This is a genomic window from Campylobacter sp. 2018MI13, assembly GCF_018501135.1.
Classification (GTDB): Bacteria; Campylobacterota; Campylobacteria; order Campylobacterales; family Campylobacteraceae; genus Campylobacter_E.
This window is the reverse complement of record NZ_JAHCZC010000369.1, coordinates 1-211: the sequence shown is the minus strand read 5'-3', so window position 1 is coordinate 211 and position 211 is coordinate 1. Positions and strand designations below refer to the sequence as shown.

Genomic DNA, 211 nt, shown 5'->3' with positions numbered 1-211 from the left:
GTTTAACTTCTGGAGTTACAACATCTTCAGTTTTATCTTCTTCAGGTTGTTTATTGTCTTCAGTGTTTTCAGGTTTATCTTCATGTTTAACTTCTGGAGTTACAACATCTTCAGTTTTATCTTCTTCAGGTTGTTTATTGTCTTCAGTGTTTTCAGGTTTATCTTCATGTTTAACTTCTGGAGTTACAACATCTTCAGTTTTATCTTCTTC

Annotated in this window: 1 protein-coding gene; it reads right to left on the bottom strand. The window is 32.2% G+C overall.

Going from position 1 to position 211, the window contains the following annotated elements:
* On the bottom strand, positions 1-211 hold a 211-nt coding region (locus KJQ99_RS10440; RefSeq protein WP_214150792.1), incomplete at both ends, for a hypothetical protein.